The 12768-nt window shown below is 64.2% G+C and carries 11 protein-coding genes and 1 pseudogene; 10 read left to right on the forward strand and 2 right to left on the reverse strand.

Annotated elements, in window-relative coordinates; genetic code table 11:
* Window positions 1-233: pseudogene (locus AC1DBL_RS04510) on the reverse strand (HNH endonuclease); the annotation flags it as partial.
* Between the two features lie 173 nt (window positions 234-406).
* On the opposite strand from AC1DBL_RS04510, the gene AC1DBL_RS04515 reads away from it, so the two are divergent.
* The 5 genes from AC1DBL_RS04515 (at window position 407) to AC1DBL_RS04535 (ending at window position 5404) form a co-directional block, all read left to right on the forward strand.
* Window positions 407-916 carry a TspO/MBR family protein gene (locus AC1DBL_RS04515; protein WP_441417454.1) on the forward strand — a complete coding sequence of 170 codons (510 nt, stop codon included), beginning with the start codon at window positions 407-409 and terminating at the stop codon, window positions 914-916.
* 139 nt (window positions 917-1055) lie between these two features.
* On the forward strand, window positions 1056-2381 hold the full coding sequence (gene murA, locus AC1DBL_RS04520; protein WP_175323955.1) for a UDP-N-acetylglucosamine 1-carboxyvinyltransferase: 1326 nt from the start codon (window positions 1056-1058) through the stop codon (window positions 2379-2381).
* A 10-nt stretch (window positions 2382-2391) separates the two neighbouring features.
* The gene (locus tag AC1DBL_RS04525) at window positions 2392-3195 is read left to right on the forward strand and encodes a lysophospholipid acyltransferase family protein (RefSeq protein ID WP_441417455.1); all 804 of its coding nucleotides are present in this window, start codon (window positions 2392-2394) and stop codon (window positions 3193-3195) included.
* On the forward strand, window positions 3192-4253 hold the full coding sequence (locus AC1DBL_RS04530; protein ID WP_441417456.1) for an NAD(P)H-dependent glycerol-3-phosphate dehydrogenase: 1062 nt from the start codon (window positions 3192-3194) through the stop codon (window positions 4251-4253). Before AC1DBL_RS04525 ends, AC1DBL_RS04530 begins: the two co-directional genes overlap by 4 nt.
* 11 nt (window positions 4254-4264) lie before the next feature.
* Window positions 4265-5404, forward strand: coding sequence for a D-alanine--D-alanine ligase family protein (locus AC1DBL_RS04535; RefSeq protein ID WP_476925555.1), 1140 nt, complete (start codon window positions 4265-4267; stop codon window positions 5402-5404).
* A 73-nt stretch (window positions 5405-5477) separates the two neighbouring features.
* On the opposite strand, the gene AC1DBL_RS04540 is transcribed toward AC1DBL_RS04535, so the two are convergent.
* Window positions 5478-5981 (reverse strand): DUF3515 family protein, encoded by a 504-nt coding sequence (locus AC1DBL_RS04540; RefSeq protein ID WP_476925556.1) that lies wholly within the window; start codon window positions 5979-5981, stop codon window positions 5478-5480.
* Window positions 5982-6094: 113 nt separating this feature from the next.
* Between AC1DBL_RS04540 and AC1DBL_RS04545 the strand changes: the two genes are divergently transcribed.
* From AC1DBL_RS04545 to AC1DBL_RS04565, 5 genes are all read left to right on the forward strand, one after another.
* Window positions 6095-7132, forward strand: a complete 1038-nt coding sequence (locus AC1DBL_RS04545; protein WP_476925557.1) for an LCP family protein — start codon at window positions 6095-6097, stop codon at window positions 7130-7132.
* A gap of 886 nt (window positions 7133-8018) precedes the next feature.
* The gene (locus AC1DBL_RS04550) at window positions 8019-9209 is read left to right on the forward strand and encodes a glycosyltransferase family 4 protein (protein ID WP_476925714.1); all 1191 of its coding nucleotides are present in this window, start codon (window positions 8019-8021) and stop codon (window positions 9207-9209) included.
* Entirely contained in the window at window positions 9206-10954 is a 1749-nt protein-coding gene (locus tag AC1DBL_RS04555) for a glycosyltransferase family 4 protein (RefSeq protein ID WP_476925558.1), read from the forward strand. Before AC1DBL_RS04550 ends, AC1DBL_RS04555 begins: the two co-directional genes overlap by 4 nt.
* A 55-nt stretch (window positions 10955-11009) precedes the next feature.
* Window positions 11010-11840, forward strand: a complete 831-nt coding sequence (locus AC1DBL_RS04560) for an ABC transporter permease (protein WP_476925715.1) — start codon at window positions 11010-11012, stop codon at window positions 11838-11840.
* Window positions 11824-12714, forward strand: coding sequence for an ABC transporter ATP-binding protein (locus AC1DBL_RS04565; RefSeq protein ID WP_476925559.1), 891 nt, complete (start codon window positions 11824-11826; stop codon window positions 12712-12714). Before AC1DBL_RS04560 ends, AC1DBL_RS04565 begins: the two co-directional genes overlap by 17 nt.
* Window positions 12715-12768 lie beyond the last annotated feature (54 nt).

Consider the following 12768-nt stretch of genomic DNA (forward strand, 5'->3'; position numbering starts at 1 on the left):
TGGTCGGCGGGAACGCCGGCCAGGGATTGTTCGCGGCGCTGGGACAGGTCGAAGGCGACGGCGTCCCGGGCCTGCCGGGCGGCCAGGGCTGACTTCAGGTCCTCCAGCTCGCGTGTTTCGTCGATGAGGGCCGCGGCGCTGGCCGGGGCCGGGATCCCGGCCAGGATCCGCGCAAGGTCCGCGACCGTTACGCTGTCCGTCAGAGCCACGTCGGGCCCTTGCTTGCCGTCCATAAAAACACGCTATCGGCCACCTCTGACACTTTTAGTGCAGAGTGGCGGGTGGCCAAGCCAGCGGTCCCTGCGAGGGACGTATCATCGGCCATACGGGAAGACCGTGCCCGGGTTAGACCTTGCCCCGGAGAGGTCATCCCGCAGAGAGCGACCCGGAGCAAGAAGGAGTAGCTATGAAACTCATGACCGTGGTGTGGACGGCGGCTGCGACGGCCGCGACGGCGGCAGCCGGTGGAGTGGCGACTGACCCCGATGGTGCCTGGTACAGGAGGCTCCGCAAACCTGATTGGCAGCCGCCCGCCATCGCGTTTCCGGTCGTGTGGACAGCACTCTATGCGGACCTCGCCGTGAGCTCCGCCGTCGCGCTGGATAGCAGCGACGGGGCCGATGGCGCCGGCAGCGCCACGAGGCAACAGGAACTAACTGCATACCGCTCCGCTTTGGCAGCCAATCTCGTCCTCAATGCGTCGTGGAGCTGGCTATTCTGGCGCGCCCGCCGGCCATGGTTGGCAGCGGCGGAGTGCGCCGTCCTGACGGCGAGCAGCGTCGATCTGGTGCGGCGGACATACCGTCTGGACCGCCGCGCGGGAGTGGCTCTTGCCCCCTATGCCGCGTGGTGCGGTTTCGCCACAGCGTTGTCGACGGCAGTAGCGCGTCTCAATGCCGGAACGACGGCGAACTGAGCCTCCGTCAGGCAGCCGCGGACGAGAGGTTTAAGCCGCCCTGAACCGCGCCGTATTTCAGATCGGTAACGCTAGCTCCTATGCTTAGCTGGAGCCTTTGTAAGGATTTGGGGGCGAGTAGTCGTGAGGAAACTGGTAAATGAGTAGTGTTCTGACAATCCGCGGAGGCGTCCCGCTGACCGGCCGCGTCACCGTTCGGGGGGCCAAGAATCTTGTCCCCAAGGCGATGGTTGCTGCCCTGCTGGGCAATGAGCCGTCCGTGTTGCGCAACGTCCCCGAAATTAAGGACGTTGAGGTTGTCACCAGCCTGCTCCAGCTCCACGGCGTCACGGTGGACAAGGACCCGGTCACCGGGGACCTGACGTTGGACCCGACCAACGCCAAGACGGCCTCGCACACGGCCATCGACGCGCACGCCGGCGACTCGCGCATCCCGATCCTGCTCTGCGGACCCCTGATCCACGCCATCGGCGAGGCCTTCATCCCGGACCTTGGCGGCTGCAAGATCGGCGACCGTCCGATCGACTACCACCTCAACGTGCTGCGCCAGTTTGGCGCCGTCGTGGAGAAGCGCCCGGGCGGCATCCACATCTCCGCCCCGAACGGCCTCAAGGGCGCCAAGATCGCGCTGCCCTACCCGTCGGTTGGGGCCACTGAACAGGTCTTGCTCAGCGCAACCCGGGCCGAGGGCATCACCGAACTCTCGGGTGCGGCCACCGAACCCGAAATTGTGGACCTCATCGCCGTGCTGCAGAAGATGGGCGCCATCATCAGCGTCCAGACCGACCGCACCATCCGGATCGAGGGCGTGCAGGATCTGGGCGGCTACAACCACCGGGCCCTCTCCGACCGCAACGAATCCGCGTCCTGGGCCTCCGCAGCCCTGGTGACCCGCGGCGACATCTTCGTCGAAGGCGCCACCCAGCGCGACATGATGACGTTCCTGAACACCTACCGCAAGGTGGGCGGCGGCATGGACATCGGCGAGGACGGCATCCGTTTCTACCACCCCGGCGGAAAGCTCAACCCGCTGGTGCTGGAAACCGATGTGCACCCCGGCTTCATGACCGACTGGCAGCAGCCCCTGGTGGTGGCACTCACCCAGGCCGAGGGCGTCTCGATCGTGCACGAGACCGTGTACGAGAACCGCTTCGGCTTCACCGACGCCCTGATCCGGATGGGCGCCAGCATCCAGGTCCACCGCGAATGCCTTGGCAGTGTCCCGTGCCGGTTCGGCCAGCGCAACTTCCTGCATTCCGCCGTCATCTCCGGCCCCACGCAGCTCAAGGGCGCCGACATCGACGTGCCCGACCTGCGCGGCGGCTTCAGCCACCTCATCGCGGCCCTGGCCGCCACCGGCACCTCGCGGGTCACCGGCATCGACATCATCAACCGCGGCTACGAGCGTTTCACCGAGAAGCTCGCGGGCCTGGGCGCCGATTTCGACATCACGTCGGCCCGGTAGCGGGGACCACGTGAAGGAAACGGCCAAGAGCCACATCACCTTTGTCATCGTGGCCGGAATTGTCCGGCCCGTCATGAATCTGCTGATGAACAAGAAGTGGGAGGGGCTGGAGAAACTTCCCGCCGGCGGTTTCATTGCCGCGCCCAACCACTGCACCGAGATCGATCCGCTGGTGATCGGGCACATGCTCTATAACCAGAACCGGATGCCGCACTTCCTGGCCAAGGGCAGCCTGTTCAAGGTCCCGGTACTGGGTTCGGTGCTGCGCAACACCAAGCAGGTGCCGGTGGAGCGGTCGACGGCGGGTGCCAACCGTTCGCTGCAGGTCGCCAAGGAAGTCGTGGACGAGGGCGGCGCCATCATCATCTACCCCGAGGGCACGCTGACGCGCGATCCGGAGCTGTGGCCAATGAAGGGCCACACCGGTGCTGCCCGGATGGCGCTGGAAAGCGGCATCCCGGTGGTCCCGATGGCCCATTGGGGAGCGCATGAAGTCTTTCCGCGCTATGCCAAGCGCTTCCACGTGTTTCCCCGAAAGACCTCGCGCGTGCTGGTGGGCGACCCGGTGGACCTGAGTGCCTTCGCCGGACGGCCCCTGGACAAGGCGACGCTCAGCGAAGCGACCAACGTGATCATGGACGCCATCACAGAGTTGCTGGCAACGCTGCGCGGGGGACAGCCGCCGCTGGTGCGCTGGGACCCCTCAGCGCACAACCAGTCCACCCACGGGCGCTTCATCGAACGCGGCGGGAAGCCCGGCGCGGCCCCGGAAACTACCCCGGACAGTGGCACTGCCACGGGCGGTGCCAAGTGACGGTGGAGCTCCCCACCCAGGAAGCCACTGACTCGGCCACGTGCGTCGCCGTGCTCGGCGCCGGGTCCTGGGGGACTACCTTCGCGAAAATCCTCGCCGACGCGGCCACCGCCTACGGCGTTGAGCGCAGCATCCGCCTCTGGGGCCGCCGTGCCGCCGTCGTGGACCAGATCAACAGCGAGCACCGCAACGAGCAGTACCTCAAGGGCATCGCCCTGCCTGCCAGCATCACCGCCTCCACCGACGTCGCCGAGGTACTTAGCGGCGCCGACCTCGTGGTCCTCGCCGTCCCGGCCCAGACCCTGCGGCTCCAGCTGCGCGAATGGAAGGACCTGATCGGGCCCGGCGCGCTGGTGGTTTCCCTGATGAAGGGCTTGGAACTGCACTCGGACGCCCGCATGAGCGAGGTGATCTGCGAGGAGCTGGACATCCCCGCCGAGCGGGTGGCCGTGGTTTCCGGCCCCAACCTGGCCATGGAGATTGCCCGGGAGGAGCCGACGGCGTCGGTCGTCGCGTGCGCCGACGCTGCGGCGGCGGGCTGGATGGCCCGCAGCTGCACGGCACCCTACTTCCGGCCCTACACGACGTCGGATGTGGTGGGCGTCGAAATCGGCGGCATCGTCAAGAACATCATTGCGCTGGCCGTCGGCATCTGCGAAGGCAAGCAGATGGGCGACAACACCAAGGCTTCCGTGATCACCCGCGGCCTCGCCGAAACGTCCCGGCTGACGCTGGCCCTCGGCGGCGAAGCCCGGACCATGGCGGGTCTTGCCGGCCTGGGCGACCTCGTCGCCACCTGTTCCTCCGCGCTGTCGCGGAACCACACAGCCGGACGGCTGCTGGGCACCGGCCTGAGCCTGGAGCAGGTCACGGCCGAAATGACGCAGACCGCCGAAGGCATCAAGTCGGCGCAGGCCGTGCACGAACTTGCCGGCAAGCTGGGCGTCGAGATGCCCATCACCGCCGCCGTCGTCGCGGTGCTGGCCGGAAAACTGTCCGTAGACGAACTGGGACCGCTGCTGCTGTCCCGGGACCTGAAATCCGAAGGCGATTACTAAGAGTGTCGGAAATGAACTTGACTCCAGAAGCCCGGTCCGGCCGGTCCAGGCCCCGGGTGGCGGTGCTGTTCGGCGGCCGCTCCAGTGAGCACGCGGTCAGCTGCGTCACGGCCGCCGGTGTCCTCGGCGCGATTGACCAGACCAAGTACGAGGTGATCCCGATCGGGATCGCCAAGACCGGCCAGTGGGTACTGGCCTCGGGAGACACCAAGGATTGGTCGCTCTCCGCCTCCTCGCTGCCGGAAGTGGCGCCGTCGGACCAGACCGTGACGCTGGCCGAGATCAGCGGAGAACACCAGCTGATTGTGGCCTCTCCGAACCAGGTCCCGCAGGAGCTGGGCTCAGTGGACGTGGTCTTCCCGCTGCTGCACGGGCCGTTCGGCGAGGACGGCACCATCCAGGGTCTCCTGGAGCTCTCCGACACCCGCTACGTGGGCGCCGGCGTGCTGGCTTCGGCCGTGGGGATGGACAAGCACTACATGAAGGTGGTTTTCGAATCCGCCGGACTGCGGGTGGGTCCCTACATCACGGTGACGGACCGGCAGTGGCTCACCGACCCTGAGCTGGTGCGCAAGCGCGTGGACCAGCTCGGCTTCCCGGTTTTCGTCAAGCCCGCCCGGGCCGGCTCCTCGATGGGCATCTCCAAGGTCGATTCGCTCGAGCAACTGGACGCCGCGATTGAGGCTGCCCGGGAACACGATCCCAAACTGGTGATCGAGGCCGGCATCGTCGGCCGCGAGATCGAATGCGCCGTGCTGGAAGGTCGCGGGACCGATGCGCCGCGCACATCCATGCCGGGCGAGATCTCGGTTGCCGCCGGGGGTCACGACTTCTACGACTTCAACGCCAAGTACGTGGAGGACGACGCCGCCGCGCTCAGCTGCCCGGCCGACCTCCCCGACGAGGCCATCGCCCGGGTCCGCGATCTCGCTGCGGTCGCTTTCGACGCCGTCGGCGCCGAAGGCCTGAGCCGGGTGGACTTCTTCTACACGCCCGAGGGCGAACTGATCATCAACGAGATCAACACCATGCCTGGCTTCACGCCGAAGAGCATGTACCCGCAGATGTGGAAGGCCTCGGGGCTGGGCTATGCGGAGCTGATCGACGAGCTGATCTATCTGGCCCTGCACCGCAAGACCGGCCTGCGCTAATCCCCACCGGCGCCCTAACCTCGCTCCGCTTCGGCCAGGGAACCCTGCCGGCGTGGGCCCAGCGCCTGGGTCGCTACTTTCCGGCAGGCAGGTTCTGCAGGTCTTCCTGGCCGACGCATTTCCGGTCTGCCTTGATCTTCGCGGCCGGGGCGGCGAGCTCCGCCAGCACGGTGGCCGAGCTGATTTTGTTGGGGTCCATCAGGATTTCGGTGGCAGGTTCGCGCCCGAAAGTGGTCAGCGTCCATACCGGGTTGCCTTCCTTGATCACCCAGTCGACGCCGTTGACGCTGACGCAGCGGTCCGTGGTGGGACCGGGGACGTTAACGCCGCAGCGCAGGACCACGAGCGACGGATCGCCCCACGCCGCCGTCGCCTGGCTGTTGGTCTTGCGCAGTTTCGCATCGCCAAGGCTGTCCGGCAGCGCCAGCATCATCGGCGCGCAGGCGGCGTTCGCCGCGTCCTTGGCTGGCGTGACGTCGACGACGGGGGAGCAGGCACTGAGCACGAGCCCCGCTGCGGCGGCGGTTGCCAAAAGGCGAAGCGGACGAACGGAACCGGGCTGGCGGAGCTGCTGCATCCATCCAGCCTATCCCGGCGCTGGAGGTCCGTCCGAACCAGAGCATCCACGAGTACGTGGCACAATGGGCCCACCTATATCTGTTCGCCGTTACAAGAGTTGGGGACGCATTAATGCCCATTGAAACTGACCAAGCTCCCTACGAGGATGCCCAGCGGTCCCGCACAAAGAAGAAGAAAACTGCACGCAACGTCCTCCTCGGCGTCGTAGCGTTTTTTCTCGTCGTAGCCGTGGGTGCCGGGGTATACGCCTTCAATCTGGCGAACAGCTTCAACTCCAAGTCGCAAAAGATCGAGCAGGCCTTTCCGGCGGAATCTGCGCGTCCGGCCGAAACTAAAACCGACGCCGTAAACCTGCTGCTGCTCGGCAGCGACAGCCGCGCCGCAACTCTCGGCGACGCGGAAGCCGGGGGTCCCTCGGACCAGCGCTCGGACACCATGATGTGGGTGCATATCCCGGCAGACCGCAAGAACATCTACATGATGTCCATCATGCGCGACACCTGGGTGCAGATTCCTGGACACGGGGAGGCAAAGATGAACGCTGCCATGGCACTGGGCGGCATTCCGTTGGTCGTCCAGACTCTGGAAGGCATGTTCGACACGCGGCTCGACCACGTCGCCGTGGTCGATTTTGAAGGATTCAAGGCAATGACCGACGCTCTGGGCGGCGTCAACGTCAACGTGCCAACAGCTTTCAATACCAAGCAGTTCTCGTTTGCCGCGGGAAAGCAGCAGCTCAGCGGTGAACAGGCCCTGGCCTTCGTTCGTGAGCGCAAAGCCTTCAGCGACGGCGATTACCAGCGCGTCAAGAACCAGCAGTTATTCCTGAAGGCACTCATGTCAAAGTTCCTCACGGCCGAGACGCTGACCAATCCGGTCAGGATCAGCAGCTTGGTGGATACCGTCTCGCCGTACGTCAGTGTCGACAAGTCTCTCGACGCGGCTGCGGTAGCCTCACTGGCGGTGGGGCTGCGCAACGTCCGGACGGCAGACGTGGCCAGTTTCACCCTGCCCACCGCAGGCATCGGGACCTCTGCGGACGGACAGTCCATCGTGCTGCGGGACGATGCCGCCATCGCCAAGGTAGCCGTGGCCCTGCGCGGGGACACTCTCGGCAACTTCGTCAAGTCCATCGGGTCGGGCTCTTAACGACGCGCCAATTTTCAGTGAATTGCCGGAGAACCGGTAGGATGCTCTCGGTGCCGACTCAGAAATGCGGCCCCGACGTTAAGTACGGCGCTGAACTTACGACGTACCGAACAGGATTTTGCTTTGGGGGAACACTTGAACACTTCACGCTTCGGTGGTTACCGAACCACTCTGAAGACGGCGGCGCTCGGCGCGGCCGCCGCTCTCGCCCTCAGCCTGGGTGCAGCCCCCGCCCACGCGGAAGGTGATGGCACACCTGCCCCCGATCCCATCGTGATCGTGGATCCGGCGCCGTCCGAGCCCGCTCCGGCACCGGATCCTGCCCCCGCGCCGGATCCCGCCCCGGCCCCGGCCCCGGCTCCGGCCCCGGCGCCAGCTCCCGCGCCGTCGTCGCAGGCGCCCGCCCCGGCGGTGCCGGTACGTCCGCCCGCCGGCCCCGCACCGGCAGCACCGATCGTCGTGCCACCGGCACCGGCGGTTCAAGTGCCCGTTTCGGAGGCTCCGGTTGTTCCGCCAGCGGACCCCGCATCAACGGTCGAGGAAAGCACGCCAACGCCGACGGCGACTCCTTCGGCAAGCGCTTCAGCCGCACCGGCCTCGGCCGCACCTTCCAAGACGCCGGCACCGGAGCCTGAAAAGGCGGACCCGGTGATCCAGTCCTCCCCGGTGATCCAGGCAGCAGTGACCGCGGCGACCGGCAGCCCTTTCGGCGTGCAGCTTATAACCGTCCTAGTCCTGCTGGCGGCTGGCCTTGCATACTTCCGCGCCTTGGGCGCGAGGGGCCGGGCGACCTCGAAGGGCGCACGTTAAGGTGGCTCAGGAAGTCCGCCCGAACCCGTCCGAAACTCCTGAGAGAGCGAACCGGCCGCTTCGCGTCAGCCTGTTGGTGCATTCCTATTGGCCGGAGAGCAGCCCGCCCCAGCGCCGCTGGACGGCCCTGCTGAAGGAATTCTGCGCCACCGGCTGGGATATAGATGTGATCACGCCGGTTGCCCACGCCCCGGCTGGACGGCGCGACCTTCCTGCCAAGTTGGCAGGCCGTGCGTTCCGGCGGCAGAAGGGCCAGTTCTCTGAGCAGATCCGACGCGTCCCTTACCTGCCGCACGGAAATTCCCAGCTGACACGGTTCATCGATCACTGCTTCTCCGCTGCCATGTCTGTTCCGGTGGGACTTTTCACGCCGCGGCCCGACGTCGTCATCGCCACCGCGCCGAGCCTGCCTATCCTGGCCGCCGGGTATCTCCTGGCCCGCCTCCGCAGGGCTCCCTTGATCGTCGAAATGCGCGACGCGTGGCCGGACCTCGCCCGCGACTCCCGCATGGTGAAGGGCCGGGTCAAGAGCTTGGTTGAGGTGGCCGTTGATTTCATCCAGCACCGTGCCGACCTTGTAGTGACTGTCACCGAGGGATTCGCCGAAACGCTGCGCGGACGCGGCATCAAAAACGTCGCAACGGTCAGCAACGGGTTGCATGTGGACACCATCCCGGTGCTGTCCCCACCGGAGCCGGAACGCGGGACTTTTGAGGCCCTGTACCTCGGCAACCATGGCGCGAGTCAGCGGCTGGAGGTGGTGATCCGTGCCAGTGCGCTGGTGGGGGACTCCATGCACCTGCACCTGGTGGGTGACGGGACACGAAAACCGGCGCTCCAGAAGCTGGCCAGCGAGCTGAACGCGCCGGTGACCTTCCACCCGTCCCTGCACGGGCCGGCCGTGATGGCGCGATATGCCTCCGCCGACACCTGCATCGTCTCGCTCAGGGATGACTGGAAGTCGTTCGAAACGACCGTGCCGTCGAAGACCTACGAGGTCTTGTCCCTTGGCCGCCACGTCACGGCAATCGTGATTGGCGAAGCCGCGCGAATTGTCGCAGATGCAGAGGCGGGCGACATTGTGGCCAGCGGTCCGGAGGCAGTGGCCGAACTGTGGCGTGAGTTGGCGGCAGACCGTTCCCGGCTGGTGCGGGACGACACCAGCCGGCAATGGGTCAAGGAACACGCCGACTATTCCCTGCTGGCGGACCGGTACATGGGACTGATCGAGAAACTGCTCAACCGGGAGACGGTCTCTTCCCGATGACCCAGCTCTACCGCAATTTCCGACTGGCCGCAGGGGTGGCCAGCAGCCACCTGACCGACGATCCACTGCTACTGCTGTTGCAGCTGAGCAGGCGCCTGCCGGCGCGTCTGGTGGCCCCGCTCTCCGCGGCGGTCACCCGTCTCGCTCCTCGGGATTCCGTCTCTATTCCGGTCCTCGTCGCCGCCCTGTTGAGCGGAACCGGCGCCGACGTTGAGCGGCGGCTGTCCCTCGCCGCCGCAACCGCAGCGACGGGGGAGCGCGCCCGTCGGCTCGCCGACGTCGCCCTCGCCGCCCAGCTGCCTGCCGTGGCCGATGCTTTCCTCGGCCGCGCGGAAGGCGCGCCGGGTCTGGACAGTTCCCGTGCCCGCCGCTTCTGGTACGACGGCGCAGTCAGCGACGCCGTCGAGGTCCTGGCGGGTGACGGTCGGGCACGCCGTGGTCAGCGGTCCCGGCTGGCAGCCGAGCTGAGCGTCCTCAACGGCGCGGCACCGGTACTCGACGGCGTGGACTACAGTCCCGTCCCGGGCCGCGCGCTGCACCTGCTAACCAACTCCCTGCCGCACACAGCCAGCGGGTACGCGCAGCGGTCACACTCCATCCTTGCCGCTCAGCAGGCTGCGGGCTGGGACGTGCTGGCCGTGACCAGGCTGGGGTACCCGGTCCAGGTCGGCAAGATATTCGCGAAGCCGTTCGATGTGGTGGACGGTGTCCGATACCGGCGGTTGCTTCCGGCAAAGCTGGCAGCAACCATGGATGCGCGGCTGCAGCAACAGGCCGAAGAGCTGCTGGACATCGTGCTGGAATTCAAGCCCAGCGTGCTGCATACCACCACGCACTACGTCAACGCCCTAGTGGTCCGCGCCGTGGCCCGGGCCGTGGGCATTCCCTGGGTGTATGAGGTGCGCGGGCAACTTGCCGACACCTGGGCTTCGACGCGTGGACCGGCGGCCAAGGAAAGCGAACGCTACCGGCTGTTCCAGGAACGTGAGGCCGAGGTCATGCGGGATGCCGACCTCGTGGTGACCTTGGGTGGTGCCATGAAGGCCAACATTGTGGCCGCTGGAATCCCGGAAGCAAAGGTGCTGATTGCGCCAAACGCTGTCGGTGGTGACTTCCTTAAGGAGCCGCTCGATGCCGGCAGCGCACGCCGTGAGCTAGGGCTCAACGAGAGCGGGCAGTACATCGGTACGGTCAGCAGTTTGGTAGCCTATGAAGGCCTCGACGGCCTTATTGAGGCCTTTGTATTGCTGGCTCCTCAATTTCCGCACCTCAAGCTGCTGATTGTGGGAGACGGTGTCTCCCGTCCCGCGCTCGAGGTTCAAGCTCGCGAGTCAGGCCTTGGCGACCGCATCATCTTCACCGGGCGGGTACCGCGCGATCAGGCGGTGCGCTATCACCAGGCTTTGGACATCTTTGTGGTGCCACGCAAGGATCTGGAAGTGACCCGGTCCGTGACCCCGCTCAAGCCGGTGGAAGCATTGGCGTGCGCGCGTCCTGTCGTAGCGAGCAGGCTGCCGGCGCTCGAGGAGATTGTAAGAGAAGGCGAGAGCGGACTTTTGTTCCGAGCGGGTGACTGCTTCGAGTTCAGCACTAAGCTGGGGCGGCTTCTTCGCTCCGAGGAGCTAAGGACGCGTTATGGACAAGCAGGGAGACGAAGCGTTTTGAAAAGTCGCACTTGGACGGCGAATGCGCAGGTTCTTGCTGCTGCGTATCAGCAAGTGATGGAGGCGTTTGTTGAGCTCTGAACGGTTGGCTAAGCCCCAAGCGCCGCAGCCCACCGCGGTGGCTACTTCCGTTAACATGCGGGGGTTACGACGAGTCGGGGCACGGCCGCCGCTTCTGGACTATCTCGTCTCGCTATGGGACTACAGACAATTTGCGTATTACGATGCAAAGTCTCGGGTTCAGACCGGCAATGAGCAGGATCGACTAGGACTAGCTTGGCTAATTCTTGGACCGTTTTTGAATGGCCTAATGTTTTACGTCATAATGGGCGTGCTACTCAAGTCTGGAAAGGGTATCGAAAATTTCGTTGGATACCTGATTTTGGGCGTTTTTCTTTTTCAGATGAGTACGCGTTCAATTTCGAATTCAGCGCGAGTAATAGCGTCAAGTAAGAACGTCATACATGCTTTTCACTTCCCCCGGGCCAGTTTGGTTCTTGCCGCCAACATACGGGAGCTTCTTTCGAATGTCCCCGTGCTCATCGTTATGCTGGTCCTCGTCATAATTCTTCCGCCCTCCGAAGTCATTTCCTGGCGGTGGCTGTTGTTAGTTCCGATAGTCGCGCTCCAATTTCTGTTTAATCTCGGCGTTGGGCTCATTCTAGCGAGGCTCGTGTCTATCATTAACGACCTAAGCCAGCTAATCACCTACGCGATGCGGCTGTGGATGTACACCTCGTGTCTATTTTTTTCAATTGACCGGTTCGATGAGGCTCCCGTTATTAGGGAGATCATGGAATTTAATCCGCTCTATAATGTTCTTCACCTGGCGCGGGAGTGTCTTCTATACGACCATGCAGGTTCCGGGCGAGCGTGGGCGATTTTGGCTCTATGGTCGCTTACCGCTCTTGCCGTCGGCCTAGTTTTCTTTTGGAAGGGAGAGGAAACTTATGGAAAAGACCTCTGATCTCCATTTCGTTCAGGGAACTCCGGCCGTCGTAATTGACAAGGTGAGCATGACCTATCGAACAACGTCACGAGAAAAAGAGGGCAATTCGCCATCTCTATCAGCCTGGGCCGGCTTCAGGAAAGCACTCAGGCACACCAAAGTCGTAGAAGTCACTGCCCTTCGAAACCTTTCCTTAGTTGTGGAGCACGGCGAGTCAGTGGGTGTCATTGGTAGAAACGGATCTGGCAAGAGCACGATGCTCAAACTCGTAGGAGGTCAGATACCACCTACGTCGGGGGCCGTCTATGCCACTTCTACGCCAGTGATGCTCGGAGTCAACGCCGCGCTGTTGCCCGGCTTGTCCGGCGACCAAAATATCGTCTTGGGTTGCTTGGCTATGGGAATGACTCGTCAACAGATAAATGAGAAATACGAATCCATTGCGGAACTGTCCGGGTTGGACGCCGCCATTCATATGCCGATGAAGTCCTACTCGGCTGGGATGAGTTCGCGGCTGAGGTTTGCTATCGCCGCCAGCATAGATCCCGAGATTCTCATCATTGATGAAGCGTTGAATACCGGCGACGCGCAGTTTAAGGACAAAACGCGTAAGCGCATGTTGGAACTCCTCAACCAAGCCGGAACGGTCTTCCTTGTTAGTCACAGCATGCCGACGGTATTGGACCTGTGTAATAGGGCAATCTGGATAGATCAAGGTGAACTAGTAGCGGACGGCGATCCGGAAGATGTGGTCAAGTGGTATCGCATGTTTACACAGAAACTTGCCGCAGGGGATCGTATCGGTGCGATGAAGCTCCGGCGTCGTATGATCCATGATCTTGAGGTTGCAGACGTCAGCGACCGGAACTCCCTTCGGCGGTCGAAGGGGTGAGCGCCCGGATTAGGTCGGCACGGGAGTTCGTTTGGCACCTCAGGTCTGGAGGGC

The sequence above is a fragment of the Arthrobacter sp. 10T44 genome, from assembly GCF_056393885.1.

What these genes read in the sequence shown, in the direction of transcription:
- AC1DBL_RS04560 (WP_476925715.1), top strand. Translation starts at nt 11,010, where the DNA reads ATGCGGGGGTTACGACGAGTCGGGGCACGGCCGCCGCTTCTGGACTAT.
- AC1DBL_RS04540 (WP_476925556.1), bottom strand. Translation starts at nt 5,981, where the DNA reads ATGCAGCAGCTCCGCCAGCCCGGTTCCGTTCGTCCGCTTCGCCTTTTG.
- AC1DBL_RS04565 (WP_476925559.1), top strand. Translation starts at nt 11,824, where the DNA reads ATGGAAAAGACCTCTGATCTCCATTTCGTTCAGGGAACTCCGGCCGTC.
- AC1DBL_RS04555 (WP_476925558.1), top strand. Translation starts at nt 9,206, where the DNA reads ATGACCCAGCTCTACCGCAATTTCCGACTGGCCGCAGGGGTGGCCAGC.
- AC1DBL_RS04545 (WP_476925557.1), top strand. Translation starts at nt 6,095, where the DNA reads ATGCCCATTGAAACTGACCAAGCTCCCTACGAGGATGCCCAGCGGTCC.
- AC1DBL_RS04515 (WP_441417454.1), top strand. Translation starts at nt 407, where the DNA reads ATGAAACTCATGACCGTGGTGTGGACGGCGGCTGCGACGGCCGCGACG.
- AC1DBL_RS04535 (WP_476925555.1), top strand. Translation starts at nt 4,265, where the DNA reads ATGAACTTGACTCCAGAAGCCCGGTCCGGCCGGTCCAGGCCCCGGGTG.
- murA (WP_175323955.1), top strand. Translation starts at nt 1,056, where the DNA reads ATGAGTAGTGTTCTGACAATCCGCGGAGGCGTCCCGCTGACCGGCCGC.